Annotated in this window: 30 protein-coding genes; 14 read left to right on the top strand and 16 right to left on the bottom strand. The window is 38.9% G+C overall.

Going from position 1 to position 24,488, the window contains the following annotated elements:
* From IGI76_RS08195 to IGI76_RS08175, 5 genes are all read left to right on the top strand, one after another.
* Entirely contained in the window at nucleotides 1-2,268 is a 2,268-nt protein-coding gene (locus tag IGI76_RS08195; protein ID WP_333719167.1) for an AAA family ATPase, read from the top strand.
* Between the two features lie 137 nt (nucleotides 2,269-2,405).
* Nucleotides 2,406-3,044, top strand: coding sequence for a hypothetical protein (locus IGI76_RS08190; RefSeq protein ID WP_333719166.1), 639 nt, complete (start codon nucleotides 2,406-2,408; stop codon nucleotides 3,042-3,044).
* An 87-nt stretch (nucleotides 3,045-3,131) separates the two neighbouring features.
* Complete coding sequence (locus tag IGI76_RS08185) at nucleotides 3,132-3,800, top strand: hypothetical protein (protein WP_438781746.1); 669 nt, start codon at nucleotides 3,132-3,134, stop codon at nucleotides 3,798-3,800.
* Nucleotides 3,801-3,815: 15 nt separating this feature from the next.
* On the top strand, nucleotides 3,816-4,664 hold the full coding sequence (locus IGI76_RS08180; RefSeq protein ID WP_333719165.1) for a sce7725 family protein: 849 nt from the start codon (nucleotides 3,816-3,818) through the stop codon (nucleotides 4,662-4,664).
* Nucleotides 4,665-4,784: 120 nt separating this feature from the next.
* On the top strand, nucleotides 4,785-4,937 hold the full coding sequence (locus IGI76_RS08175) for a hypothetical protein (protein ID WP_010748347.1): 153 nt from the start codon (nucleotides 4,785-4,787) through the stop codon (nucleotides 4,935-4,937).
* 707 nt (nucleotides 4,938-5,644) lie between these two features.
* Here the strand turns inward: IGI76_RS08175 and IGI76_RS08170 are convergent.
* The 10 genes from IGI76_RS08170 to IGI76_RS08125 form a co-directional block, all read right to left on the bottom strand.
* Entirely contained in the window at nucleotides 5,645-6,634 is a 990-nt protein-coding gene (locus IGI76_RS08170) for an IS30 family transposase (protein ID WP_438781357.1), read from the bottom strand.
* Nucleotides 6,635-6,996: 362 nt separating this feature from the next.
* On the bottom strand, nucleotides 6,997-7,230 hold the full coding sequence (locus IGI76_RS08165) for a hypothetical protein (RefSeq protein WP_325815798.1): 234 nt from the start codon (nucleotides 7,228-7,230) through the stop codon (nucleotides 6,997-6,999).
* Between the two features lie 54 nt (nucleotides 7,231-7,284).
* Nucleotides 7,285-8,460, bottom strand: a complete 1,176-nt coding sequence (locus tag IGI76_RS08160) for a replication initiation factor domain-containing protein (RefSeq protein ID WP_438781353.1) — start codon at nucleotides 8,458-8,460, stop codon at nucleotides 7,285-7,287.
* Entirely contained in the window at nucleotides 8,453-8,728 is a 276-nt protein-coding gene (locus IGI76_RS08155; protein ID WP_325815795.1) for a hypothetical protein, read from the bottom strand. Before IGI76_RS08155 ends, IGI76_RS08160 begins: the two co-directional genes overlap by 8 nt.
* A gap of 217 nt (nucleotides 8,729-8,945) precedes the next feature.
* Entirely contained in the window at nucleotides 8,946-9,653 is a 708-nt protein-coding gene (locus IGI76_RS08150; protein WP_325815794.1) for an ATPase, read from the bottom strand.
* 116 nt (nucleotides 9,654-9,769) lie between these two features.
* The gene (locus tag IGI76_RS08145; protein WP_008379919.1) at nucleotides 9,770-10,024 is read right to left on the bottom strand and encodes a hypothetical protein; all 255 of its coding nucleotides are present in this window, start codon (nucleotides 10,022-10,024) and stop codon (nucleotides 9,770-9,772) included.
* The gene (locus IGI76_RS08140) at nucleotides 10,014-12,398 is read right to left on the bottom strand and encodes a hypothetical protein (protein WP_438781351.1); all 2,385 of its coding nucleotides are present in this window, start codon (nucleotides 12,396-12,398) and stop codon (nucleotides 10,014-10,016) included. Before IGI76_RS08140 ends, IGI76_RS08145 begins: the two co-directional genes overlap by 11 nt.
* Before the next feature lie 103 nt (nucleotides 12,399-12,501).
* Nucleotides 12,502-12,651: a hypothetical protein gene (locus IGI76_RS08135; protein ID WP_325815792.1), complete on the bottom strand. Its 150-nt coding sequence runs from the start codon at nucleotides 12,649-12,651 to the stop codon at nucleotides 12,502-12,504.
* 25 nt (nucleotides 12,652-12,676) lie between these two features.
* On the bottom strand, nucleotides 12,677-13,183 hold the full coding sequence (locus tag IGI76_RS08130; RefSeq protein WP_438781347.1) for a hypothetical protein: 507 nt from the start codon (nucleotides 13,181-13,183) through the stop codon (nucleotides 12,677-12,679).
* Nucleotide 13,184: 1 nt separating this feature from the next.
* Nucleotides 13,185-13,451 carry a hypothetical protein gene (locus IGI76_RS08125; protein WP_325815790.1) on the bottom strand — a complete coding sequence of 89 codons (267 nt, stop codon included), beginning with the start codon at nucleotides 13,449-13,451 and terminating at the stop codon, nucleotides 13,185-13,187.
* A 100-nt stretch (nucleotides 13,452-13,551) separates the two neighbouring features.
* Between IGI76_RS08125 and IGI76_RS08120 the strand changes: the two genes are divergently transcribed.
* A complete protein-coding gene (locus IGI76_RS08120) occupies nucleotides 13,552-13,815 on the top strand; it encodes a helix-turn-helix domain-containing protein (protein ID WP_438781345.1) in 264 nt (87 codons plus the stop codon).
* A gap of 537 nt (nucleotides 13,816-14,352) precedes the next feature.
* Here the strand turns inward: IGI76_RS08120 and IGI76_RS08115 are convergent.
* A complete protein-coding gene (locus IGI76_RS08115; RefSeq protein ID WP_438792257.1) occupies nucleotides 14,353-14,511 on the bottom strand; it encodes a hypothetical protein in 159 nt (52 codons plus the stop codon).
* A gap of 223 nt (nucleotides 14,512-14,734) precedes the next feature.
* Here IGI76_RS08115 and IGI76_RS08110 point away from each other — a divergent pair, with 223 nt between their 5' ends.
* A complete protein-coding gene (locus tag IGI76_RS08110; RefSeq protein ID WP_074535832.1) occupies nucleotides 14,735-15,145 on the top strand; it encodes a hypothetical protein in 411 nt (136 codons plus the stop codon).
* 159 nt (nucleotides 15,146-15,304) lie between these two features.
* Here the strand turns inward: IGI76_RS08110 and IGI76_RS08105 are convergent, their stop codons facing one another.
* Nucleotides 15,305-15,691, bottom strand: a complete 387-nt coding sequence (locus tag IGI76_RS08105) for a hypothetical protein (RefSeq protein ID WP_074535834.1) — start codon at nucleotides 15,689-15,691, stop codon at nucleotides 15,305-15,307.
* A 213-nt stretch (nucleotides 15,692-15,904) separates the two neighbouring features.
* Here IGI76_RS08105 and IGI76_RS08100 point away from each other — a divergent pair, with 213 nt between their 5' ends.
* The 4 genes from IGI76_RS08100 to IGI76_RS08085 all read left to right on the top strand — a co-directional run bounded on the left by IGI76_RS08100 (nucleotide 15,905) and on the right by IGI76_RS08085 (nucleotide 17,321).
* Nucleotides 15,905-16,273, top strand: a complete 369-nt coding sequence (locus IGI76_RS08100) for a hypothetical protein (RefSeq protein WP_074535836.1) — start codon at nucleotides 15,905-15,907, stop codon at nucleotides 16,271-16,273.
* Between the two features lie 36 nt (nucleotides 16,274-16,309).
* Complete coding sequence (locus IGI76_RS08095) at nucleotides 16,310-16,588, top strand: hypothetical protein (RefSeq protein ID WP_010748343.1); 279 nt, start codon at nucleotides 16,310-16,312, stop codon at nucleotides 16,586-16,588.
* Complete coding sequence (locus IGI76_RS08090; RefSeq protein WP_005226077.1) at nucleotides 16,585-16,872, top strand: hypothetical protein; 288 nt, start codon at nucleotides 16,585-16,587, stop codon at nucleotides 16,870-16,872. Before IGI76_RS08095 ends, IGI76_RS08090 begins: the two co-directional genes overlap by 4 nt.
* 95 nt (nucleotides 16,873-16,967) lie before the next feature.
* Nucleotides 16,968-17,321 (top strand): DUF2200 domain-containing protein, encoded by a 354-nt coding sequence (locus IGI76_RS08085; RefSeq protein WP_015509694.1) that lies wholly within the window; start codon nucleotides 16,968-16,970, stop codon nucleotides 17,319-17,321.
* A 315-nt stretch (nucleotides 17,322-17,636) separates the two neighbouring features.
* Here IGI76_RS08085 and rsgA read toward each other — a convergent pair whose 3' ends face one another.
* Entirely contained in the window at nucleotides 17,637-18,578 is a 942-nt protein-coding gene (rsgA, locus tag IGI76_RS08080; RefSeq protein ID WP_333719158.1) for a ribosome small subunit-dependent GTPase A, read from the bottom strand.
* Between the two features lie 152 nt (nucleotides 18,579-18,730).
* A complete protein-coding gene (gene mgtE, locus IGI76_RS08075) occupies nucleotides 18,731-20,095 on the bottom strand; it encodes a magnesium transporter (protein WP_074535841.1) in 1,365 nt (454 codons plus the stop codon).
* 408 nt (nucleotides 20,096-20,503) lie between these two features.
* On the opposite strand from mgtE, the gene IGI76_RS08070 reads away from it, so the two are divergent.
* Nucleotides 20,504-21,490, top strand: coding sequence for a DNA/RNA non-specific endonuclease (locus tag IGI76_RS08070; protein ID WP_333719157.1), 987 nt, complete (start codon nucleotides 20,504-20,506; stop codon nucleotides 21,488-21,490).
* 32 nt (nucleotides 21,491-21,522) lie between these two features.
* Here IGI76_RS08070 and IGI76_RS08065 read toward each other — a convergent pair whose 3' ends face one another.
* On the bottom strand, nucleotides 21,523-21,777 hold the full coding sequence (locus IGI76_RS08065; RefSeq protein ID WP_016620130.1) for a LexA family protein: 255 nt from the start codon (nucleotides 21,775-21,777) through the stop codon (nucleotides 21,523-21,525).
* A gap of 341 nt (nucleotides 21,778-22,118) precedes the next feature.
* Here IGI76_RS08065 and IGI76_RS08060 point away from each other — a divergent pair, with 341 nt between their 5' ends.
* Nucleotides 22,119-22,604, top strand: a complete 486-nt coding sequence (locus IGI76_RS08060; protein WP_438781340.1) for an AmiS/UreI family transporter — start codon at nucleotides 22,119-22,121, stop codon at nucleotides 22,602-22,604.
* Between the two features lie 35 nt (nucleotides 22,605-22,639).
* On the opposite strand, the gene IGI76_RS08055 is transcribed toward IGI76_RS08060, so the two are convergent.
* Entirely contained in the window at nucleotides 22,640-23,890 is a 1,251-nt protein-coding gene (locus IGI76_RS08055; RefSeq protein WP_167823254.1) for a glycosyltransferase, read from the bottom strand.
* A gap of 162 nt (nucleotides 23,891-24,052) precedes the next feature.
* Between IGI76_RS08055 and IGI76_RS08050 the strand changes: the two genes are divergently transcribed.
* Nucleotides 24,053-24,445: a hypothetical protein gene (locus tag IGI76_RS08050; RefSeq protein WP_167823253.1), complete on the top strand. Its 393-nt coding sequence runs from the start codon at nucleotides 24,053-24,055 to the stop codon at nucleotides 24,443-24,445.
* Nucleotides 24,446-24,488: the final 43 nt, after the last annotated feature.

Here is a 24,488-nt window from a genome sequence, read left to right as displayed (position 1 = left end):
ATGACACAACATCAACCGTCTTTTGTCGTAACGAAAGGACGCGCTTTTAGCAAATTAGAACAAACCATGATTTGGAAAAAACCACAAAGTCATCAGACCAGTGCCGAAGAACAGCGAATTGCTTCAGAGATCGCGTTGAATTGGACGGATCCAGAGATGAAGATCTTCAATGTGTTGCTGGAAGGCGATGCTGGGTCTGGTAAGACCCAGTTGGCAAAGGCACTTTCTGCTGACTTGCAACTGCCCTACACCAAAATCACCTGCTTTGCGGATATGGATAAGTCAGATGTATTTGGTGCTTTATTACCAGTGATCAACACCGACCAAGAAGAGGACAAGGACTTGCTGGATGCGATTTATCAAAGTGATTGTTTTGAAGATGTCTTAGGGTTGATCCAGCGGCATTTTTCCCTGACTCGTGAGCGGGCACGGGCGAAATTTGCGGAACTGATCGAACGGATCGAAACCAGTGATCAGCAACCGACGATTCAATACAAATTTTATCCCTCCGAAATCGTACGGGCGCTGGAAAAAGGCTACTTGCTTGAGATTCAAGAGCCAACGGTCATTCGTGATGCTTCGGTACTAGTGGCACTAAACTCGGCCCTTGAACAAAACGGGATGCTGAATATCCCGACTGGCTTTGTCCGACGACACCCTGACTGTGTGGTGATCATCACAACGAATCGGAATTACCAAGGCAACCGCCCCTTGAACGAATCCTTGCGAGATCGGATGCAGCATGCTGAAAAAATGGATTTACCTGAGCTAGCAGTCATGGTGCAGCGAGGCATTGCCAAAACCAATTATCCGGACAAAACGACTGCAGAGAAAATGGCTGAAATCATACGCTTACTAGACGTGACCGCCAAAGCCAACGCCATCAAAGGAGTGGCGGGCATGCGTTCCTATTTTTATTGGTTAAATGCAGTCAAACAAGGACAAGATCCCTTTACAGCAATTGATAGCAAAGTGCTCTACAAAATCACTACCGATCCAAATGAGCTTTCTCTGTTACAACAGGCGTTAGAAGCTTCAGGGTTATTGGCGCAATTGCGGCTTTTGTTTTCTGGACAACCGCTAAATGCCTTTAAAGAACAAATCAAAGGACGCAGAATCAGCAGCGAAGAGGCTGACCAACGCAATGTAGTGGAAGAAGGCACGCCCATCCTAAAAAATGAGCAAGTCCTTGAGACCGCCAATCAAGAAACTGAGGCGGAAACGATGGAAACCAGTGATTCTGACAAACAAGAAGCGAAAAGCGCAGCAACTGAGGCGACGTTTTCAGAAGAACTAGAACGCAATAGTCATGATGGCCAAGCAAAAGCTGGGAGTGAGACACAAGAGGCAACTCCTGCTTCTCATTCTTTGTCCATCGAAGCGTATGAAGCCCATGAGAAAGAAAAGAAAACCACGGCATCAAAGGCAGCACGACAAGCATTGAAAGAATCGATCCATGCCAAAGAAGGGCTGATCGTTCATCGACCACCCGTCGATTTAGAAAAAGCGACTGAAGCCCAACAGCGTTTGCAGCCGTTGCTGCCAATCGTAGAGTCATTGATCAAGCAAACCCAAGAAGTATTGGAAAACGAACAAGCTTCGGCATACAGTAGAGGTAAATACAGTGGTACACGCTTTGATGCCAGCAAGGTTGCGTATCAGGATTTTCGGACCTTTGACAAGAAGAATCCACCTCAAGAACAGCCTTCCTTAGCTCTTGCTTTGCGCATCGATGAATCAGGTTCGATGATTCGAGAAGATCGGATATTGTATGCCCAACAGGCGGTCTTAGCGGTGAATGCTTTTGCCGAACGTTTATCTTTGCCATTGATGATCTATGGCGATACAGCGGACGTGACCGCTCGTGAAAAAACCTCGCTTTTTGCATACAAAGAATTCAATGAAGGCTTTGAATTTGTGCCAGAGAAACTCATGACAATGAAGCCTCGGCAAAATAACCGTGATGGAGCTGTCTTGCGCGTGCTAGCTGAAAAGCTCGCTCATCAGCCGGCAACCACTAAATTACTCTTGAATATCAGTGATGGCCAGCCAAAAGCTCTTCCTGATTATACAGGGGTAAAAGCCAAAGAAGATATTCAGCAGGTGATCGCTGACTATGAACGACAAGGGGTGCTGTTTCTTGCAGCTGCTATTGGGCAAGACAAAGAGGTGATCAAAGCGATTTATGGGGAAGAACGCTTTATTGATCTTTCCAATCTAACAGAATTTCCGCAGCGTTTGTTGCAGCTGCTGACAAGGTATTTGTAAACGTCGATAGCTAAAGGGAAAAGAGTGTGGGCTGTGTGCCGCACTCTTTTTTTGATTATAATTATATTATGTAAACAAGATGATGTTTGTCTAAATTTGGAAAGTTCTGTAAAATAGACGCCAAAAGGAGGGATATCATGAACAAATGGCGGTACTTCTACTATCCTTGCCAATTCGGCTGGCACGCAGCACTTCGTAGGCGCAATTTGCTGATGAGTGGTGTATTGGCGATTCTTCTACTGATCATCGCCATCTTTGCAGAGCATTGGCTAGTGCTTTTTCATCGATGGCTACAATATGAAACAAATAGCAGTGAAAATCAGATGGATCTCACGTATGCCAGTTGGCTTTTCTTTTTGCAGTTGCTTCGCTTCGTACTAGGCGTTCTAACTGTAGGCTTGATCGCTGCCTTTTTATGGCACTGCAATCACATGTATCGTTTTCATTTGATGGGGGAGGAGCAGCAATCCCTGAGTATTCGGTTGTTGTTAGGACAGTCTCCGTTGTTAATCACCTTAGAAGAGCTTTTCTTTGTAGGCATTCAAAGCATTGTTATTAGTTTGATAGGGCTTGTCAGCGGTTTGTGGCTTAGTCAAAAAGCACTGCAGGATTTTTTTCATTTCTTTCATTTTCCCGCAGGCTTTACTTTTGAATTTCCCTTTAAAGGTCTATTAATCGCTCAACTTGGTGTGCTCTTGCTGCTTTTTTTGTTACGATTCCGCGGTAAAAAGAGGACGGTTGAAGAGATTCTCGTTAACGGATGCCCGAATAGGTGAGGGGATGATAGGTTGCTTTTATTTCCCTCTTCCAAAATGCGAACGTATGTTTTATAATAGGTGAAACAAGACAAAGGTCGTGAATTTGTGAAGACATCCTTAACTTTAGAAATGGAAGAGGCACTTTATTATTATTGTCGGGAAAACAGTGATATTGTGGTAGAAGAGGTAGTCATGCCAGATGATCACGGCATCGTGGATACTTTGAGTTGTCGCTTGACGACTGAAAATACCTTTGAATGGCGTTGCTACGAACTCAAAGTTAGTTTGGCAGATTTTCGCTCAAAAGCAAAACTATCCTTTATTGGGAATTATAATTATTTTGTCTTACCCAAGGCATTGTATGAGAAAGTCAAAGATCAGATTGCACCTACAATTGGTGTTTTGGTCTATCATGCATTTCTTGAAAAAGAAACGGGCAGCAAAGGGTATTTCAGCGTCGAAAAGAAACCCCAACGGCAAGAGCTGCAGGTTCCAGAAATCGCCTTATTGTTTCGGTTGATTTCGGCACAAGCGCGAGAAGTCGGCAAAGCAAAACAGACTGCTCGAGGATTGCGGGTATTTTCAACAGAACGTTTGTACCAAGAACTGAAGAAACGTCAGCCTGAGTATGACTTGTTCGGTGGTGGAGTCAATTACTATGATCGATTTATTGAAGATACTCAGCTGCAAGCGATCGAAGCCTTGAAAGAAGAATTGGCCGCTACGAGAGCAGCCTATGAAGCGCTGGAAAAACGTTTTTTATCAGGCGAGTAAGAAGGAGAGAAGAAGATGTACTTCCCGTATATTCGTGGAAAACAATTTGATTTATTGGCGTTGAAAGCACTGTTGGAACAAGATTGTTTGTCAGAAGCGATCCAGCCGATCATTGAACCGGTCAAGCAATCAAAAACGTTTTGGACGACTATTGACCTGTTTCAAAAAAAGCAGCATCCTTTTTATCTGGTTCGCAATCCACAGGCGGGGGCTTTTCTGACTGCAGAGGGGTTAGCAGAGTTGCAAAATGTTGCTGCCCCTAAAGCAATGATCGTAGATCGGCCCATTGAAACAGTGGAAGAAAAGCCTGATCTTTGGATCATTCATCAAGCGGACCAAGCACTCGCTAGTGATTGGCGGGAAAATACGCTGCCGGTGCTGGTAAGCAAAGAGTTTCGTTTGTTAAATAAAATCAACGGCCCGAAACTACTGATGGAAGATCCCTTTACCCGTTTACCTAAAAATAGTTTTTATACAGAATGTCCGGAGGAAGGATTTTCAAAAACCCATCATTTTTATCATAAATTGGGCTATGCGGGATTTAGTGATTTTTCTGTCGATAGCAAAATTTATTATGAGCATAGTTATCCCTCAAAACGGTTGGTTTTGCATTGGATCTATCCGACAGCAGAGCAAGACTTGCGAATCGTTCACTTATTTTCTGAGGAAGAATTACCAAATCAGAAAGAAAAGTTTTTCGAAGTCATGGAAGCTTTGTTACAGCATGAAGAAGAGTATCCTACACAAACAGCTGGGCTGCAGCTATTAGTTGCTGCTTATCAGCAAAGGTCGTTTCCTGGTATGGGCGTTATTCGGAAAGCTGCCGTTATGAATCACGTGGAACTCGTCAGTCGTCTTATTTAGTCGCTATACGCATACGATTGTAGGCTCTAACAAAATACTGCCATTTATTGTACAAAACACCTTGATTGCACCCATTGTTTTCAGGATAGTGATAAAATCAGGGAAAAGGAGTTGGCGCTCGTGGGAACAAAAGATAGAGAATATTATCGAAATGAAGGAAAAGAATTTGAAAAAAATAAGAAAAACCTGCTTATTCGACGTTTAAATCAACTAATCGTTGTCTTGGTCATTTTGATCATTGTCTTTTCGGCGATCCTGTATTACATAGTTTGAAACTTTTGTTGCTGTCATTGCTTTATTGGCAGCAATAAAACGAAAATTGTACTTAGATGACTGTGAACCCTTGATTAGGACTCGCTATGGGAATCTGATCCGTTTAGGTGAAAACTGAACGCAACGAAACGTTTCTTGTTTATCGCTGCTGGTTTGCCTGTGATCAAGATTCCCATTAGGCTATTAGTTACTGGGTTAAGTACGAATCATTACTGATAAGATCGTGAACAACAATACTTGACTGATTCATTGAGTTTGGCCAGCAGCTGCAAACCAAAGCTTGAATTCAAAGATTCAAGAATCAACAAAATCAAATACAGACAAAGGTACAGAGATAATTTGTCAGTTGATTTTCTTGTCAGTCGTAAAATAAACAAAAATCCTAAACTATCGCTCAAATAACCGTTTTTTTGGATTATGCTGCCAATTAGGTGAATTTGAAGGAAATAATCCTAAATAAGAGGGAGGAGAGCCGTAAAATTACCAGTTAAATACGGTGTTCGAAAAATTTTATATTTTAGTTTACATAATATATATTATACAAAGTTAACAGTTAAAGGCGAATGTTAAGATTAAGCGCAACTATACATTGCTTTTATATAAACATAGTTCGTCTTTTGCTCTTTTTATCCCTATTGATAAACTTGAATTGATACGATTGTTCGACAAAATCATTTCATAACGAATGAAATGTTCTCTTGAAAATATCATGTAATTCTCGCGTATTCTAGTTTAAACTTTTGAGCTGGTGTTTTCCACTTTAGAATTTTTCTTGGTCTAGTATTTAAGTTTTCTACAGCGTCATCGACGATACGTTGCGAGACATTCTTAAAATTAAACGGTTTAGGGAAATATTCTCTAAGTAATCCATTATGATTTTCGTTAGAACCACGTTCATGAGGTGCATACGGATTTGCATAGTAAATTTTGCACCCGAAGGTGTCTTCAATAAGACCGACTTGAAATTGATTTACAAATTCAGTTCCTCGATCACAAGTAATAGATTTTACCCCTTGAGGATACATTTCTATTAGTTTTTTAATCGCTGCCATCATAGCGCGACCTGTTTTATTAGGGAGTTTAATCGCTACGTATTGTCGTGTCTTTCTTTCGATAAAAGTTGCGAGACAGGTTGATATGCCTCGTTTTGAAACTACTGTATCAGCTTCCCAATGACCAAATTCTGTACGAAGCTGAACAGCTTCTGGGCGCAAATCAATGGTTCTATTTTCAAAGAAAGCTCGATCAATGCGAATCTTCGATCCAGATGACTTTACTTTATATCTTTTTCCATGTCTCCTAAGCTTTTTGATGTTGAAATCAATGGTTTTTGAGTAAATCCAGTTATAGATCGTGGATGTACATACCTTTACGCTTTTAACGGAATGTGCAATTTGTTCTGGAGAATATTTTAGATTCAGATATTTTAAAATAGTTTTAGTATTATGAATCGTGGCTTTTTTAGTAACTCCACAGTTCTTTTTCCGCAATTTAGCGATATTTTGTGCACTTGAAGCTTGATAAGGCAACCGTGCGATACTGTTGGCTTTTCTAGCTTCAGTCCCCCGTTGAATCTCCCGAGTGATTGTTGAACGATGGCGATCTAATCTACGTGCTATTTCAGCTGGTCGTAATCCTTCGTCAAGATAGGCCTCAATTTTCCCACGCTCTTCAGCGGTTAAATGCTTATATACCATGTATCAAACTAGCTCCTTTGCTCTATTAATTACTACGGCAACGAATGATTTGACAATGAACCTTCACAGATATGAGATCCGCTTCCAACTAGGACCTAACTTAAGACAAGTCAGCTCAGCCGATACAAGGCTATCATATCTGTGTTCATAATCAAATCGTATTACCTACCGTATGCAGGCACATCGTATCATATTAAATAACGAGCATCAATATAAGTTTGCGGAGGTTTGTTGCGCTTTATTTTGCTATCCAGCAGTTAATAGTTAAAATCTAAAGGCTAATTAAGCTTATTTTTTTTGCTCATTTTAGCCCTCTCTACGTTATTTAATATAATTGTAACATTTAAATATGCTTTTTCCTCTTAAAAACTAAATGTTGAACCGCTAATCATTCCTTTATAAACTAGAAACATTGCAAAAAGAATTATTAGTACAGCTAACCACAATGACAATTTACTTTTACCGCGTTTGCTAAATACATCTTTCTTTATAGACCCACTCGTAAAAATAAAATACATAATAAAACAAATGCCAACTGCTAATAAAACTTCAATTCCAACACCTAACCAAATCCTATCCGAATTAATAATAGTCATTTTTATCACCTCGATTAATTTTACCATTAAACAATTTCATTATGAATGATATTACTAATTTGATAGTTGTTTTTGATTGTTATATTGAATTATAGAATTCGCATTTTTTAACCAGTTATTAGTTGCTTGCTGCTTGCTAAAGGATTTCTTTTCTTGGATATAAGAAACCATATCACTTTTGAGCTGATTCCTAAAATCATCCTTATTTGCGAACTCTAAAGCCATTTGCAACTGGTGGTCACTCATTTGTGATTTCCCTTTCTCGATGATATAATCATTAAAGAGTTTATCATCTGAACCGAGCGAGATATACAGAGTTGCTAGTGAAGCAAGCACTTGCTTGTCAATCCAGTCCTTTGTACGAAGAACACTTTTATCGGGAGCTTGTAGAGAGAGCTTAATTTTGCCAATATTATTGAGAAATTTATCCCACCATCTAGTGTTTTTCCATCTTGCTCTGTTCGTATCATTCCCCTTAACTTTAAACGCAATATAGCGATTTAACAAACCTCTAAGAAAATCACCCAAATCCATATCGTTATTAACAATCACATCTAAAGCGGCCTTTGCGCGATCGCCACGAAGCTGAACCTCAGAACGAACCCAAGTTTTAATGTCTTCATGAAAATATTTACCTCTTTGCAACCGTTCATAGTACTTATCATAAAAGCGAAATATCACTTCTGATTGCCCAAAATATAATGTTTGACCCTCAGTCTGACCAGTTTCAAGATTTATCTTTTCAAAATTTCTGCCATGCTTAAAACGACTTGCTACACAACCGTTTCTCATACATAATTCTAACTGGTGTATCGTAAATATGTTGTTAAAATCATCAATCGCAATATCTAATCGAGTTACATTTGCTTTTTCTTCAAGTACAAACTCAAAAACTTCTATCCATGTCCATTTAGTGTGTTCAAACAATTCCTCGAATTGACGACAACCTTGCCCCCCTAAATTTAACCATATACCCATTGAATCGTTATGGCCGTCAAAATAAAACTCTATATTATCCCATATTGCTGATTTTAAATAACCATTTATCCCCTTTTCTTTTACTGTAAATTTCTCTAAAGGGAACCGAAAAAGTGCTGCAAGTTCTTGCCAATTTCTTGCAGAGAAAAAAGTGCAACTAAACCAGTCTACGCAAGCGATTGGGGATTTTGGGCATGTATCGACAACCCCCCTGTTAGAAACGGGGGTTGATTTTTCATTTCCATCATACATAAGCAACTACCTCACCTTTTAATATAACGCGTTCGATAGACTTTATAAAATAGTGAGGAACATTTGAAGCGCCTTTACGACTTACACCAAGCTTCACCCGAACTTTATCGTTTCTTTTGAACTTTGATAGATCAATCTTGTAATTTACAAGATAATGGAGTTCTGTATTTGAATCGGGATCACACAAAACCAATAGCTGTACTTTTCTTTTGTACATTTCTCGAATAGAAATCCGTTTAACAATCATAAAATCATATTCAACAAACATAAAACTACCTCTTTCATTTTGAAATGTGTTGTGAAAGTCAAAAAAAATCAGCTCCCCACCCCCTCATTCTGGAGGGGCACCCCTCGGCGGGAGCCAGCTTCTCCGGTATGGTAATACCGAAGAAGACACTCTAGGGTTTGGGGTTCTATTTGAAGTAGTCAAGGCATAAATTCCCTACGGTCAGACATTTATACTTGACTACGCTGTACCTACGTTTCTATTTACTGACAAGCATTACATTCGTGTTTGGATTACTTTTTTCTTCTAATGCTTGTTGAGATAAAGTCTTGATAACAGCATAAGAATCGTAAAGCATTCTTAAATCGTCTGTCTGAATGAATGACGTTGTGCGTAAGCGGTGTAATTGTTTCTTCTGGTCTGGTTTATCTATGTTATGAGAAAACTCATCAGCGTCATAGAAACGCCCTCTAGTGTAACGCCCCATAATTGTATTGCAGACACAAACCTCAAAAGTCTGCTCACGTAATGCCTTAGAAACACGTGTAAAGACTTGAGAAGTTCCTAGTATCTTGATATGCTGCTTTCTTTGTTGAGTAACAACTGCAAGGACATCACGAGAAACTTTTGAGAAGCTATCAAAATCATTCTGGATCTCGTCCCATAAAATAAGCACACCACTTGCATCTGCTTCTTTTGCTTTAAGCACAGCATTCGCAATATCAGCTAAGCTTTTTAAAGGCTCATTTTCGTACACATATCCAAAGTTGCTGCAAATATATAAATCAGGATATTCCTCACGGTAACGTTCAGCTTCATGAACTAATGTCATCGTTTTTCCCGCACCTTGCCGACCAGTAAACAAAGTAAGACCATACTCTTTAAAAGGTTTAATCCCCATTTTTCGCAACTCCCTATAATGTTTATAATCAATTCCCTTATACTTGATAAACTCGAACATTTTCATACTTTTAAACCCTCCAATGGTTTCAACTTCTTAATTTGACAACTAATATCCTATTGTCGATAAAGGTGCAGAAATGCTTGCCACGCTAAAGCGTGGACTGCATTTCCTGCCCCTCTTTATCCGCCTATAAAAGGAATCTTCTTGTATACAAAATTAAATATCTTTAAAATAAATTGAACGTTTTGAACAGCAATTAAAACGCCAAGAGCTGCTATCAACGTACCAATAGGAAAAAAATAATTTGCTAAACCTAACATTTCTCTAAAAGCAGTAGTATCAGGCAGAGAAATATCGAATTTAATTTCAGGAATCAAAGAAATCAATAAATCAACAGCCCCAAAAATCAGCTTAAAAAGTAACTCAATTATCATTGATTAAATCCCCATTTCCTGTAATTTTTCGATAAATATAAATTGCAACGGACATCCAAATACTAAGTGCCATAACTGTCCTGAAACGAACAACTACCCAGTCAATCGTAGTAAAATCAGGATTGAATTTAGCACCCATAATATCTATTGAAACTACTTGTTTAAAATCTTGGTTAATCGGCTGAACAACTTCCTTAACTTGATTACCCAATGACAGGAAGCTACCAAATTTAATATCAATTTTAGATTTTACTGTTCCAAAACCCGTATCAAGAAAATCTAGATTTTCAGGAACAATTAGCTTAATGATTTGATTGATTAGATCACCAAGTAAATCTAATATTTGATCAGCAATATCTGTTAAGCCAGTTATAGCTGTACCAATGACCTCACCCAATGTTTTAATTAATTGACTTAGAAAATCCCAAATATTCGTACCAGCTTCATTAACTATATTGCCAAAATTCAAACCATCTAACATTTGCTGAAGTCTATTAAAATCAAATGGTGGAATTGTAACATTAACAGCAGAATCAGACTTTTCAAAAATCATTTTTAACCAATTTGTTATAAGTAATAGTGAATCATTTGCTATTATCAAATTATCATTAATTTCAATAATGAAATCCCTAGTCTTTGTCATTTCATCTATAAAAAAATAAACCAAACGATATAACAAAGAATCTTTGTTTTCCATGTTGTAGATATTATCGAAATAATTATTCAATAGACCTTGAAGCCATAGCGGAAAATTATTCCAGCGCTTATCATATTCAACCCAATAAGTTCCGTCTTTTCCAAATACATTTCTTAGTAAGCTAACATTATTAGAAATACTTGACCCAATTTTGTTTGCAACAGATTTCATAAGTTTTACTGCATCACCATCATCTGGAAGAACTGAAGCATTATAATCCTTTGATTTCCAAGTATCATGCAAACCAACAATAGCAGCTATAATGCCAACATCTGACCATGAGGGAAAGCTACTTTTTAATGAAGCTATTTCATCTGAATTGTTTTGAATCTTTTGATTCGAAATGATTTGATTTTGTTTAACGTTGTCAATGATTTCCTGTGTTTTCACAAGTTTAACGTCAACGGAATCAATACGATTCCCATTTGTAACAACTGAAGATTTAACTGTATCAATGATTTTCTGTGTATCAACTAGTTTTTTGTCTACTGAATCAATACGACTTCCATTTGTAGAAACAGAAGTCTTTACACCATCAATAATTTTTTGTGTATCCACAAGTTTTTTATCAACAGAATCAATACGATTTCCATTAGTAGCAACAGAACCTTTGACAGAGTCTATAATCTTTTGCGTATCGACAAGTTTTACATCAACCGAATCTATCCTTTTAGTTTGGTCACCTAATGCCAATCTTAAACTGTGGTCTGAATTGGTAGCATCTTTTCTTAATGAATCTAGAGCAGTTTGTAAGGTACTAACAACCCCTTGTGTACCTACTATCTTCTTATCAACAGAATCTATTCGTTTAATTTGTTCCTCTAAAGCCAACCTAATACTATGGTCAGAATTAGTAGCATCTGTTCTCAAAGAATCTAATGCCTTTTGTACAGTAGCTAAAACACCTTGTGTTGATACTATCTTTTGGTCAACCAAACTAATTCGTTTACTTTCATTGGCAATCGAACTTTTAACACCATCGACAGCACCTTGTGTAGCTACAATTTTTTGGTCTAATGAACTAATACGACTACTCTCATTGGATATAGAACGCTTTACTGAATCGACAACACCTTGTGTGGATACAATCTTTACATCTAAAGAACTAATACGGCCATTAATACTTGACTGTCCGTTCTCAAGACCATTTAAACGCGAATTAACTGCAGTAAAACTATTTCTAGCTTGTTTTACTATCATGTCTATATTATTCGCAATCATAGTAGCATTGAGAGTTCCATCTAATCGCCATGAAGCAAAATATCCTGTTATATTCCATCCGTTATTAGGTCCTGCATAAACAGTCCCTGGATTCACAGCAGCAAAAGTAGTAATTAGACTACTTCTCAACATATCTTCGGTAGAATATTGTGTATCTTCGCTAACATTTCCATATACAAAAGGATTTGATAAATCCGTATTGTTGGAGTCTGATTCTATACTCCCTTGAATATCCTCTTCGATATTTTCTGAACTTTCACTGGAACTTGTAGTTTCTTCTTGTTGAATACTACTAGAACTATCCACAATGACACTCGTAGAATCAGTAGTGCTAACGCTACTTGAATTGTCAACATAGCTACCTGAATCAAGTAATATGTCAGAACTGTCACTATCGGCATAAACGTAATTACTGCGATAGCAAAAACTAAGAATAAAAAAACTATACCTACCCATTTACCAATTTTCTTTGCGTTAATCATTTGTTTTCCTCCTTAATAGAAATAAAAAAGACTGGCTAACTAAGCCAGCCTCTAAGCCGTTAAATCGATAAATACTATTAACCCTTGTTCATCATTGATTTGACAAGTCCAAAGCCTTTTTTCGCTACCCAAGTAACGGAAAAGACACCAACACCAGCACCAACCGCAACTGGTACAATTTTTGTAATTTCAGTAACAATTGGTGTAAACATTTCAGCTGTAAACATCTTCATTCCTCCATTTTTTTATTTTTTAAGCAAATGCACTATCGAATAATTTCGTTAAACCTTTGTAGGCTAGAAAAGCGGGGACAAATGCAAGAAAAAATACGATTAATGTTAAATCGGTAAAATGACTAACTTCTTGTTCCTGTTGTTGTTCCTCACTAACTTCCGAACTTTCGACAAGTACATTTAACTTATTACTGATTTCAGAAAGAGAAGACTTTTGCTCAGTCTGGTCTAATTCGTCAAGTGCAGTCATTAATTGAGTTCTAAACTCACTAGATACTGTACTTTCCTCATCTTGCGCTTTGAAGAATGATTCAATTTTTGAAAATCTTTCTTCTGCCAGTTTTTCTGAGGCAATTTCTTTCTCTTTGGCTTGTTGCTCTTTGATAGCAACTTCTTCTTGATTCTTAGCTTCTTGTAAAGCTTGCGCTTCACGTTCCTTGGACTGCCTTTCTTGTTCGTCAGAAAGCGTCTTATTCAAGGTTTTCAATTCAACTAGAATCGCTTGTAAGGCTTCCTGCTCGTTCATATTAGGCAGCAGTAACAGATAAGCAATTTAAGTTAGTGCTATATCCACGACGGTCAGCTTTTAAAACAACTTTGCATTTTGCACCTTCACCACAACCGATTGTAAGATTTTCATCTGCAAAGAACTCTAAACGCTGAAAATTTTTCGTATCGATCAAGTGAATAACAGTATAAGGATTACCTGACTTTGAAACCTTTTCTTCTTTCTTCTCAAAAATTAAATCTGAATTACTGACAAACATTTGACAACCTCCTTCAATATTTAACAAAACTTTGTTACTCCTTAAGTATATCTTAACATTTCTGATTTTCAACTAAACATTGTTAATTTGCTGTGTTATAATATTCAAAAAAAGAGGAGTGGTTTCAATGGTAGATAAAACTTTACAAAATAAGATTATAGTAAAAAGAATTATTGAATTAATGAATGAGCGGAATCTCAATGTTAATCAGCTGGCAAAAGTCGCAAATATAAGGCAATCTACTATTAGCAACTTAATAAATGGTGGGAATATCCCTACTATACCAACGCTTATAATGATTTGTGAGGGACTAGAAATAACGTTGCATGAATTTTTCGATATAGAAGAATACAACAAAAAAGAAGCCCTTTTACAGGCTTCTGATAGATAACAATTTATATATTATACAAAGTTATATTCGAAAAAGAGTTCGTGATATTTTAGACAGTTCAAGTCAATTTTGCATCATTTTACCTCCCTCCGAATGACTTTTATCAGAAAATTGTCTCTAATTCATCTAAAATTTAACTAAAGCTAAGAATTTCTTATTTTACAAGTTTCTTCAGATTCTTTTTGGATTTACTAATCAACAGATTGTTAACGGTCTTGTAGCAAGTTACATACGGATTCGTCTTTTTTATCTCAGCAAATACAGAATCAAGCTATCAGCCTTGATTCACGAACCAATCGGTTTGATTGTATGCTATAATCATGTTGAAAATCTTTGAGCTTTTACCTAGAACTTTATTCATATATAGCCAATCCATTTCAAAGTTCTTACACAAGTAGTTAGACGTTGCAAATGCCAGCAAATATCTATTACATGATTCGATAAAAAAGAACCCTAAAATCATGTAGATAATTTAGGGTATTTCGTTATTTAATATAATTGTAATGTTCATAGGTCGACATAAACGTCCATATTTTGCTAAAAAAGTCTGAATAAAGCGCCGTTGATCATTCCTTGGAATACTAGAATCATGGCAAGTAAAATCAAACCAGCAGCTACCCATAAGCTTATTTTTCCTTTTCGTCGACTGCTGAACGGGTTTTGCTTCAAGTTGCCACTCGTCAGGATGAAATACATAATCATGCTGAATGATATGAGCAAAATAATTTCTATCCCTATACCTAACCATAATCGCTGATTGTTTATTATTGTCATTTTATCACCTCAACTCATTTTACCATTAATGAGTTGCAGACTACTGATTTGCCTGGTTTGCAGCTTGTTTTTTCCACTGTGTAATTAACACCCGATAAAAGCAATTCCATCCGTATAAGCTGACAATTTTAAAAGGAGAATAATAATGAAAAAGAAGAAGCAATTAAAGCTAGTCTTTTTACCAAAAATCTGGGCGTCACTCCTCTACTTGCTTTTCGTGTTCACAGCCCTCTTCCTCTACTTATCAAAGTACTTGGACGTTTCTTTCTTTACTTCGATGTATCCTGACTTTTATCTTCATATCTCCAATTTTTCGATTAGTTTGATTATTGGCTTACTGGGGTACTTTTGGCTTCTCGTAGGTGCGCCATTTAAAGCCGTCACGCTATTGACCCTGCTCTTACTCATTGCCAATCTATTGAGCGAGACTGTCTTGGGCTTTATGAACACCCCTGATCGAATCGATTTACTTTTTGGGATTGCAGGAACGCTCGTCGCATATTTTACTTTGGCAATGATCAAAAGACACGGTTTAGTCAAGAATCAATCGGTTTGATTCAAACAGTCGTGACTTCTCCTTATATGATCCCCCTTGCTACTTAGGTTCAACCCATTTTTTGGGAAAAGAAACATCTTGCTGCAGTGATTTAGCCGAAAAAAGCACTCAATAAAGGGAGTGCTTTTTTTCGTTTCCATTGGCGATACTTTCGTATGGCTAGTCACTTGGTAGCCAATACAATGGACTTAGCTGTAGATTTTCCCAATACGGGTTGTGAAACCCTATCAAATAGTGCATAGCTAAATACCCAAAAATCATAAAGCCAAATGACAAAGTCACGATCCGTCCCCACCGTGGTATTTCTTTGATAAATAGACCTAGCATACCTATCAATAAGGGGAACGAATAATTAAACAGTAAATCACTTCTAATATTTTGGTTCCGAGGATCCTTCATTATTTTGTCATTTAAGCCCCAACTTATGCCGACGATCACAAACATAAGCGCCAGAATAGTCAATCGTTTGGGATCAAAAAGCCACTGTTCTTTATCTTTCCTACTTGCAAAGTAGATCGTAAGCAGGACCACGATTAATCCAGACATACTATTCTCCTTTTTCGCCAGCTATTTTCTAAAACGTTCATGATTACTTCAGGATAAATTATAACATATATAGTATAAAAAAACGATACCCGCCACTATCCCCTTGTTTGATGCACTTTTTAGATGTTTCATAGAAGAATCAGAAATTTAAAAATCTGTTCGCTTTACAAAAGAGAACGTATGTTTGTATTATATAGATAAGAGGTGATTGCTATGGGTATGCTGCAACCATATGAAGATCGGAAAAAGCTAAAGTGGCAAGGATTCTTTTTATCTGAGCATACAACTGAAATTGAAGAAGAGCCGACACGCACGTTTGATTGTCCGCCTAAGCCGTCACTCACAACGGAAGAAATCAATCAATGCTTATTCGAAGCGATGAAAAAGAATCTAACTGTGGCGATCCAACGAGAAGAAGTCAATGAAGAAGGTGGCTATCCCCCAGATATTGTCGGAAAAATCAACGGATACGACACATTGGGCATTTATTTGACGGGAGAAACCACAGAAAAAATTCATTATGATGAGATTCGTCATGTTGCTTTTTATGAAGAGAAAAAATGGTTTGATCTCAACGAATGATCCGCTTTTTACTACTTACTAAAGGAGGAATACCTGATGCAAACACAAAAAGGCGCTGTCTCAAAAATAAGGATCGTCTCCTTTGCCCCCTCCCCTTTGGTCCGCTTTACACTAGGCACCACCAACTGTTTGATTGCGAAGCACAGTTTGAATTTTTTAGGCGATGTTGATGAGGGCATGTTTCTAACTGTGGGTGGCTATTGGAATAAGCGCCACCAATTCGTGGTGCAAAAGTATACGGTATACGGCAAAACAAAAATCATGTTGGATATCGATGCCTATCGACAAAAAACAGTAAAGGCGGGTTCATTATGAGAGCAAGAGACCTCTTGACAGCACTGACAACGTCGTCGAGTGCAGCAGATTACCAAGGAATTTATTTAACTTACAAAGAAAACCTGATTCCTTTTACGACGATCGCACAAGATAGTCATAACCAATTGATTTTATTTTTCGAACCCAAAAAGCCTGCTTTGACTCTGAAAGAATTATATACACAGCTAATGCTGCATAAGAATTTGGACTTGCTCTATTGGGATGGCGAGTCACGACAAAAGGTATTGGGGTTTCGTGAACAAGAAGAAAAAATCATCCTTTAGTCCCCTCGCCTATTTTGGCACACAACAAACGTTGAAAATCTCGGCAAAAAGAAAAAAATGAAGTATACTTTGTGTAAAGACTAAAGGAGTTTATCATGAAAAATCAAAAGATTACCCAAATGAGTTTTGCGAAAGTCTATCCTCTGTATATTGCCAAAGCAGAACGGAAAAATCGGACAAAAGAAGAAGTAGATCAGATTATTACCTGGCTGACTGGGTATGACCAAGAAACACTCCAACAGATGGCTGATGATGTTTCTTTTGAACGCTTTTTTAAGCAAGCCCCTCAGCTCAATCCTGCACGAAAACAGATTACTGGTGTGATTTGCGGGATTCGGGTAGAAGAGATCGAAGAGCCAATAGTTCAAGAAATTCGTTACCTAGATAAACTGATCGATGAATTGGCGAAAGGAAAAGCCATGACGAAAATTCTGCGCTCTGCTGAATGAGGCGTTTTTTTCGAGTTGCTATTTAAGAATCAACGCTTTATACTAGAAATACCTTGGCAGGGGCAAATCATTGCTCAAAACACAGTGGGACAACACCCCACTGTGTTTTTTTATCCTGCTTTTCTTGACGACAGCTTGTAACCAGGCAGGCGATCTTAGTTTAGTTCAACCACTTAGCATGTAGTGCCCTTTGGAATTGGCCGCCTTTTCGTGAAAACACAAGAACGTTGGCTGCGGCTCTCCTCTTCTTTACTCAACAAGGCGCTCTTGACACGTACAAAAAAGCACTCCTCTTATAGAAAGGAGTGCTAACTATTACTTTTTCATTTCTTTGATCTGTTCTTTTCGTTTCAAATACGCCAGCTCTTTTTCCATTTTGCGATAGCGAACGAAGGCTGCTTCTGAAAGCTCACCGGCAGCAATAGCTGCTTTGACCGCACATTTCGGTTCTGTTTCATGCTGACAGTCTCTGAAGAAACAACCTTCAGCATATTGACTGATCGCTTCAAAGGATTGCTCGATCGAAGCTGACCGAACGGTACTGATGCCAACTTCCCGCATGCCAGGAGTAGCGATGATCATTGCGCCAGAGGGCAGTGTGAACAACTGGCGACTCGTCGTCGTGTGTCGTCCTCGACTATCCTCTCGTATGTCATTGGTTTTTTGAACGGCTTGCTCCATGAGCTGATTTAATAAGCTGGACTTCCCAACGCCTGACGAACCGATAAATGCACTGATTTTTCCGTCTGAAAAGTAGGCTTCTGTCAGCAATTCGTTCGGTTCATAAATAGAAGTAGCGAATGCTTTCACACCAAAAGCATCGTTTAATGCTTGCAACAGCTCTGCTTTTTCATCAGCTGTGACTTGATCGGCTTTGGTCAAGAGAATCACTGGGTTAGCGCCACTGTCCCAAGCGATCGTGACAAAGCGCTCTAACCGAGCGAAATTGAATTCTTCATTGGCGCTGGTTGCAATAAAAACCGTGTCGATGTTCGCAGCGATCCCTTGTTCATCCGTCCGATTTCCAGCTACTTTTCGTTGTAAAAAACTCTTTCGTGGGAGCAAAGCATCAATCAAGAAATGATCTTGATCATACACCTGCCCTTGGACAAAATCACCAACAATAGGATAATCCTTTGGCACTCGTGCCTGTTGACGAAATTTTCCTGAAACGGTTGCTAAACATTCTTCTCCTGTGGTCAGGCGGACTTTTGCGATATCCTTAGCCTGAAAGACCACGATTCCTTGTTTTTCCATGATTTCCCTCCAGTTAATTAGGAGGCCGCACTTAAAAAGAGAAACCTCCGAGTTGATGTTGCTTCATTTGATTTGTCATAGGACATTTCCCCTTTCTATGTTGTGCTCATCATGCGATGTCGCTTTATTATACCACTGGAACGGACAGTATGCTAAAGCAAATGACCCAAAAGAACATTTACTGAAACGAAGTAGATAAACAAGCCAGCAATATCTTTGATCGAGGTGATGATCGGTGCCGAACCGGCTGCTTGGTCGATGTTTAGTTTAATAAGTACAAACGGGACTAAAAAGCCAAGTGCTGCGGCTAAGGTCATAGCAAAAACTAATGAAATCCCAACAGCGACCCCTAACATCGGGATCCCTTGCCAAAGTGAAGCAGCGGTTCCAGAGATGATCCCGACGATCAAGCCTAGACTCAAACCGATCCAAACTTCTTTAAAGAAATGGCGGGTGAAGGTTGAAAGATCAATATGCCCTAACGACATTCCCCGAACAAATACAGTAGAGGATTGTGTACCAACGTTTCCACCCATATCCATGATCAAAGGAATAAAAATCGCAACGGCTGCCACCGACTCCAACGTTTGTTCAAATTCATCAATGACGACCCCAGCTAAAAGCCCAGCAACAAGCGTGATCACTAAGAATGGCAAGCGGACTTTCCAGATTTGCCACAGGCTGCCATTGATCAAAACATTACTACGGTCTGCTTCATTAGAAGCAACATCGACTAAACCAGCGGCATTAAACATGTCTTCCGTTGTTTCTTGCTCGATGACATCGATCGCGTCATCGACGGTAATGATCCCAACGATTCGTGATTCCTTGTCTACGACTGGCAGCGCAATGATATCTAGTTCATTTAGCAAACGGGCTGCTTCTTCCTGGTCGGTGTCCGTGGTCACATAAATAACTTTTTGGGACATGATCTCACTGATGCGTTGCTCCCCTTGTGCCATTAAGAGATCTTTCAGCGACAAAACACCTTCTAACGTTTTCGTTTGATCAGTAACATAAAGCGTATAGATCGTTTCTTTTTCTTTGGCTTGCATTCGCACTTTTTCTAACGCTTGATTGACCGTCATATCTTTTTTCAATGTGATGAATTCCGGTGTCATCAAACGACCCGCAGTTTCGGCTTCATACCCTAGTAAGAGGTTTGTTGCAGCACGTTCATCCGGTGCCATTGATTGTAAAAGTTTTTGTGTTACGGTCGCTGGCAACTCATCCAAGAGTCTTACTCGGACATCTGGTGCCATTTCGTTCACAAACTCGGTTGCCCGTTCATCGGTGAAAGAGCGTAATAAGTGTTGTTGTGTAGCTGGTGTCAAATCTTCAAACAGGATAAGTGCTTTATCTTTCGGTAATAGTCGGAAAACGATCACTTTTTCATCCGCGGATAAATTGCTGAACAATTGTAACAACGGCAGCTCTTCCATTCCTGATACGAGTTCTTTTAATTTTTCAGAGTCTTTCTGATTTAAATAATGTAAGATGGTTTCTTGCTGGTTCATGGGATACACTCCTTCTCCTGTAATTTTGCTCAAAGAAAGAAAGGAAATCGTTCAGAAAATTGTCCAGATTTCTTTCGTTTGAAGGTTGCGTGCTATACAGCTGAAATTTCGTTCCGCAGCTGGAGATGCCTGTTATTAAAACAAGCATCAAAGGGAAATAGCAACAACTTTATTCATTATATCACATAGTTTTTTTAAAACATGAAAAATTTGACTTGCAAATAAAAAAAACATTCAGGCATGTTCCCTTGGTAAAGAAAGTGGGTTAAGAACATTTGAGATCAAAAAGCAAAAGAAACCTGAAAGTTCTGTAAAACGCTCCATGCAAATGGTATGATGAATGGGTTGCAGTTTTTTTACTCCCCGTTTATGCTAACTATACATCAATGAAAAGAGAGGCAAAAAAAGATGGCAAAGAAAAAAACATTTATCGGATCGGTCACTGCGCTTCTCGCACTCGCAGCAGTCGGATTTAGTTTCCTACACAGTAATGATCTATTCCCAAATCACAAAACACCATCATCAGTAGTGGCAGTCACTTCTGCTAAGGATATTCGTGCAGATGAGCTGGCACAGTTAACTTACCAAGGCACCCAAACGATTGAAGTCAATCAGAACATTCCTGAGTTTTCAGAAGATGATCTTTCCCTTGAAAATGGCGCCTGGGAAGCATACGGCGACCTCGATCACCTCAATCGTGCGACATCTGCTGAAGCAATGTTGAATCAATCCTTGATGCCCACGGAAAAGCGTGGCGATATTTCCAGTGTGAAACCGACAGGTTGGCGTAATAAACAGCTCCCCAATGGGAAATATTTATATAATCGAACCCACTTGATTGGCTTTGCTTTAGCTGGCGAAAATGCAAACTGGAAGAATCTGATCACAGGGACAAGTCAGTTGAACAATCCCGAGATGTTGCGCTTAGAAATGGATATCAACTATTATCTCAAGCAAGATAAAAATCATTATGTCCGATATTCCGTCACCCCGATCTATCGCGATGACGAGCTGGTTGCCCGTGGGGTACAGATGCAAGCCCAATCTATTGGCGAGGATACGATCCAATTCAACTATTATATCTTCAACATCCAAGATGGTGTCACAATCAACTATGCGGATGGTAGCAGCGAGATTTCCAACGAAGATATGACGCAGCCGGAGAATGCTACAAGTAGTGAAAACAACACGACAACAGCCACTTCTCAAAGCAGTGAAACAGAGGAAAAACAGAAAGAATATGTCGATCAACAAGGAAACGGTTTGATCAAAGGATCAAGAAGCGGCATCTATCATTTGCCCGGATCTAAATACTACGAGGATACTACCAACCCGAAAGAATGGTTCAAAACCATCGCTGAAGCGGAAGCTGCCGGCTACCGTGCACCAAAATAAAAAAGCCTTAGGCTTTTTTATTTTGGTTTTATTTATTCTTCGTTGGCTTGTGCTTGTCGCAACACTTTGACATAGGCCTTCCCTTCGTCTGTAAAACGAACCGAACGTGACTTAAAGCGATAAGCTCGGTAAATCAGGCCTCTTTTTTCAAGACGCAATAAATGACGATAAACCAAAGAAGTTGTTTTTATCTCTTCATTGGCACAGATTTCTCGTATGGTAGGTGCGCAACCTTGAGCTTGCATATATTCGTCAATAAAAAGTAAGATTCGATCTTTTCTCGGCATAATTCCTCCTTTCCGCAAAACAGTCTTCACTGCTGCAAATTCGTAAAAACCGATAAGCTACTGCCTCGTCAGCTTTTTGTCCAATTAATACACTGAAAATCTATTGTTCCTCTCTCTTTTCCCATTCTTCCAACGAGTTAAAGTTACTTTTAAACGCTGGAATTTTCCCCTTAACGAGAAAAGCATCGGCTAGCAGCGCTCTTTGGTATTGATTTTATCAAATTTAGCAGCAAAAAATAGCAAATTTCAAAATTATTTTCCTTTTTATTGACCTAAAAATAAATAGAGCTATTATTTTTTCTTAGAATTTGTTATTCTAAATTTAAGTAAAGGAGGATTTTATGTTAGGGATCGGTTTATTTTTTGTAGGAATTACTTTGATAATCAACGGATGGGGCAGCTTACTTCACATTGACTACCGCTCACTTGCTTTGATCAATCTTTTTACAGGTACGTTATCTTTTATTATCAATCTAATCTATATGCTTCAAGGCGCTTATTATGAAGCAGGCACTGGCTTTCTCTTTGCCTTCACGTATTTGTTGGTAGGGATCATTTACCTTTTTGATTTAGATCTACGTATTTATGGGATTCTCGCACTATTCGTAGCCATCAATACCTTACCTTTTGCTTGGGTCTCTTGGCAATGGGAGCAAGATCCCCTCTTTGCATTGATTTGGTTAACATGGGGAGCGTTATGGTTTTGCGGCTTTTTGGATACGATCGTGAAGGTAAACTTTGGTCGTAAGATTCATTATTTTGCGATCGCTTGTGGTATCTTCACTACGTGGGTCCCAGGCTTGCTGATGCTAGTAGATCTCTATTAAAAAAGAGTGATTATCTCAATGATAATCGCTCTTTTTTAATAGGAAAATTTAGAAAAATTGTTTTTTTCTAAAAAGTGTTCAATCTCCTGCATCGCTTTCTGAGGACCATTTGTCGGGAAATCCTTCTTTAACTGATAGGCTTGTTGGCAAATCTTCGGAGCTCCAACCTCAGTCAGGGCAGCTTCCAGCTTTTTCTCAGTTAATGGTTTTGTCAGCGCGATTGCATTGCCATACGCCACGCAGTACTGAATATTGCAGCATTGCTCATAGTGCATCCCAATTCCGATAAACGGCTTCCCAGATGCACAAGCTGTTTGAACAGTCCCTTCCCCACCATGGATAAAAGAAAAATCGATATGCTCATGCAATAGATGACTTGGCAGATATTCGGTCAAGAACAGATTCTCTGAGTCGTTGTGTTTCCCCTTGAGTAGATGTGTAACCGGAGCAATGATCGCTAGTTCCGAACGGTTTCGCAAGAAAGCTAAGATTTTTCGCACCATGCGCGGATTCCCCGAACTGCCCATCGCAAAATAAACGATTCGTTTTCTTTCCCGCCGCTTTTGTTGAATAAAAGTCAACACTTCGTCTGGTAAAGAAGACCCGAGCTTCGCAAAAATCGGCCCAACGATTTGATAATTTTCTGGCAGCTGCTCTTTCGTTAAAAATAAATCAGGAGTGGTGATGAGATTTAAATCAGCGTCCATCATTCGTAAGCTCGTTTCAGGCATAAAAAGTTTTTCTGTTTGAGCAGCGTGTTTGAATGCTCGGGGCATCCAGCGGGATTTTACCAATTGTTTTCTTATCCAATACCAAAGTGGTTTCCTTAGCGGTCCGAAGAAACGCAAACTAGAAGGGATAAATGCGCTATCTGATCGAAAAAAGGGATCGCTCATCGCATAGGGTTTTACGTAGACTAAGGGAATCTGTTTGCTGCGAGCTGATAGAAAGATCGTGACATTCGATCCAGTTACAATGACCTGAGGAGCAAGTTTATCGATCAGCTTTTGTTCGCTCAGAATACGCGCGGCAACCATCTCTTTGGTGAAGGGATTTTTGATTGAGCGTAGTTGATCTAATTTTATGATCTGTTCCTCTTGTTTTTCTGTCAGAGTCGGCGTCAGCAAATGGTACGTAAAGCCACTTTCAGTGATAAGTGAAGCAAAGGTATTTGAAAAACCAAAGAACTCGCAGTGGTGATTTCCTTGCATTTGTTTAGCGACTTCGATCATCCTTGTCGTTTCAGCCAAGTTGAATACCGCAGGCGCAAAAAGAATCGTTGGCATGAAATCCTCCTTATATATCGAGTCCATCCACTCGTTTCTTTCAAGTATACTAAAAGTAGGCACATGTAGGAGTAGTTTTTTTGCAGACCTTCTCGTTCATCTTTTTACATTATTTAACTAAAAATTTGCTATAATAAAGAAAACCTTTCAAGGAGTAAACCAATGCAAAAAAAAATATCTTCCTTGCGGCTTAGTACATTATCAAGCGGGCTCATTCTCTTTGCTTTCTTTTTCTTGATTCAACAATTTTGGGAAATGGTTGTTTCTGACTTTGCACTTTTGCCTTCGCTGGCATTCATCCAAATTCTCTTGATGATCCTTTCAACCTTTCTCATTAGCAAGTTTGTTAAAAAACGCTCGTGGCGGCAAGTGCTTTTTGGCAGCTACCTATTCATCATCGGCTCGCTATTTTCTTTCTGGCTAGCAAATAATCCATTGGAGCTGCAAGCAGTCATTCTTTATATGATAGGCGCTTTTTTTGGCGGCATTCTTTGGGAATATTTGGCCCAGCGCTTGGCAACAGATCTTCTGGCCAAAGAACATGAACCTCGTTAACAGAGGTTTTTTTCTTTTTCTGATAGAAAAGGCAAACATTCTT

This window comes from Enterococcus sp. DIV2449a (assembly GCF_051711225.1).
GTDB classification, from domain to species: Bacteria; Bacillota; Bacilli; order Lactobacillales; family Enterococcaceae; genus Enterococcus_D; species Enterococcus_D casseliflavus.
Note: the sequence above shows the minus strand (reverse complement) of the source record. Positions and strands in the feature narration are given on the sequence as shown.

Bases quoted from the DNA above. Each gene is read 5' to 3' on its own strand.
- IGI76_RS08195 (WP_333719167.1), top strand. From the start codon at position 1: ATGACACAACATCAACCGTCTTTTGTCGTAACGAAAGGACGCGCTTTT.
- IGI76_RS08190 (WP_333719166.1), top strand. From the start codon at position 2,406: ATGAACAAATGGCGGTACTTCTACTATCCTTGCCAATTCGGCTGGCAC.
- IGI76_RS08180 (WP_333719165.1), top strand. From the start codon at position 3,816: ATGTACTTCCCGTATATTCGTGGAAAACAATTTGATTTATTGGCGTTG.
- IGI76_RS08170 (WP_438781357.1), bottom strand. From the start codon at position 6,634: ATGGTATATAAGCATTTAACCGCTGAAGAGCGTGGGAAAATTGAGGCC.
- IGI76_RS08165 (WP_325815798.1), bottom strand. From the start codon at position 7,230: ATGACTATTATTAATTCGGATAGGATTTGGTTAGGTGTTGGAATTGAA.
- IGI76_RS08160 (WP_438781353.1), bottom strand. From the start codon at position 8,460: ATGTATGATGGAAATGAAAAATCAACCCCCGTTTCTAACAGGGGGGTT.
- IGI76_RS08155 (WP_325815795.1), bottom strand. From the start codon at position 8,728: ATGTTTGTTGAATATGATTTTATGATTGTTAAACGGATTTCTATTCGA.
- IGI76_RS08150 (WP_325815794.1), bottom strand. From the start codon at position 9,653: ATGAAAATGTTCGAGTTTATCAAGTATAAGGGAATTGATTATAAACAT.
- IGI76_RS08145 (WP_008379919.1), bottom strand. From the start codon at position 10,024: ATGATAATTGAGTTACTTTTTAAGCTGATTTTTGGGGCTGTTGATTTA.
- IGI76_RS08140 (WP_438781351.1), bottom strand. From the start codon at position 12,398: ATGGGTAGGTATAGTTTTTTTATTCTTAGTTTTTGCTATCGCAGTAAT.
- IGI76_RS08135 (WP_325815792.1), bottom strand. From the start codon at position 12,651: ATGTTTACAGCTGAAATGTTTACACCAATTGTTACTGAAATTACAAAA.
- IGI76_RS08130 (WP_438781347.1), bottom strand. From the start codon at position 13,183: ATGAACGAGCAGGAAGCCTTACAAGCGATTCTAGTTGAATTGAAAACC.
- IGI76_RS08120 (WP_438781345.1), top strand. From the start codon at position 13,552: ATGGTAGATAAAACTTTACAAAATAAGATTATAGTAAAAAGAATTATT.
- IGI76_RS08115 (WP_438792257.1), bottom strand. From the start codon at position 14,511: ATGTATTTCATCCTGACGAGTGGCAACTTGAAGCAAAACCCGTTCAGC.
- IGI76_RS08110 (WP_074535832.1), top strand. From the start codon at position 14,735: ATGAAAAAGAAGAAGCAATTAAAGCTAGTCTTTTTACCAAAAATCTGG.
- IGI76_RS08105 (WP_074535834.1), bottom strand. From the start codon at position 15,691: ATGTCTGGATTAATCGTGGTCCTGCTTACGATCTACTTTGCAAGTAGG.
- IGI76_RS08100 (WP_074535836.1), top strand. From the start codon at position 15,905: ATGGGTATGCTGCAACCATATGAAGATCGGAAAAAGCTAAAGTGGCAA.
- IGI76_RS08095 (WP_010748343.1), top strand. From the start codon at position 16,310: ATGCAAACACAAAAAGGCGCTGTCTCAAAAATAAGGATCGTCTCCTTT.
- IGI76_RS08090 (WP_005226077.1), top strand. From the start codon at position 16,585: ATGAGAGCAAGAGACCTCTTGACAGCACTGACAACGTCGTCGAGTGCA.
- IGI76_RS08085 (WP_015509694.1), top strand. From the start codon at position 16,968: ATGAAAAATCAAAAGATTACCCAAATGAGTTTTGCGAAAGTCTATCCT.
- rsgA (WP_333719158.1), bottom strand. From the start codon at position 18,578: ATGGAAAAACAAGGAATCGTGGTCTTTCAGGCTAAGGATATCGCAAAA.
- mgtE (WP_074535841.1), bottom strand. From the start codon at position 20,095: ATGAACCAGCAAGAAACCATCTTACATTATTTAAATCAGAAAGACTCT.
- IGI76_RS08070 (WP_333719157.1), top strand. From the start codon at position 20,504: ATGGCAAAGAAAAAAACATTTATCGGATCGGTCACTGCGCTTCTCGCA.
- IGI76_RS08065 (WP_016620130.1), bottom strand. From the start codon at position 21,777: ATGCCGAGAAAAGATCGAATCTTACTTTTTATTGACGAATATATGCAA.
- IGI76_RS08060 (WP_438781340.1), top strand. From the start codon at position 22,119: ATGTTAGGGATCGGTTTATTTTTTGTAGGAATTACTTTGATAATCAAC.
- IGI76_RS08055 (WP_167823254.1), bottom strand. From the start codon at position 23,890: ATGCCAACGATTCTTTTTGCGCCTGCGGTATTCAACTTGGCTGAAACG.
- IGI76_RS08050 (WP_167823253.1), top strand. From the start codon at position 24,053: ATGCAAAAAAAAATATCTTCCTTGCGGCTTAGTACATTATCAAGCGGG.